Source organism: Psychrobacter sp. CAL346-MNA-CIBAN-0220 (assembly GCF_040309805.1).
In the GTDB taxonomy this organism is placed as follows: Bacteria; Pseudomonadota; Gammaproteobacteria; order Pseudomonadales; family Moraxellaceae; genus Psychrobacter.
On the sequence record NZ_JBEOPF010000482.1, the window covers coordinates 1 to 256 of the forward strand.

Annotated in this window: 1 protein-coding gene; it reads right to left on the reverse strand. The window is 38.7% G+C overall.

Annotated elements, in window-relative coordinates:
- The coding region (locus AAEY88_RS14460) for an ATP-binding cassette domain-containing protein (protein ID WP_350563506.1) at nt 1-224 on the reverse strand (224 nt) is incomplete at its 3' end.
- Nucleotides 225-256: the final 32 nt, after the last annotated feature.

Here is a 256-nt window from a genome sequence, read left to right on the forward strand (position 1 = left end):
TTCTTAGGCTTAGTGGCAAAATCTACCGTCAAGCTGCCGTCGTCAAAGGCAATAACGCCTTGATCTGGAATTTCTAGCGCATTTAAGCATCGTAAAAAAGTGGTTTTACCAGACCCTGATGGCCCTAATATCACCACGACTTTGCCTTTTTCAATGGTCAAATCAATGCCTTTGAGCACTTGATTGCTTCCAAAGGCTTTATTAATATTAGTAAATTGAATCATAAAAGTTCGTATTGCTCGTCTCTTAATTATTG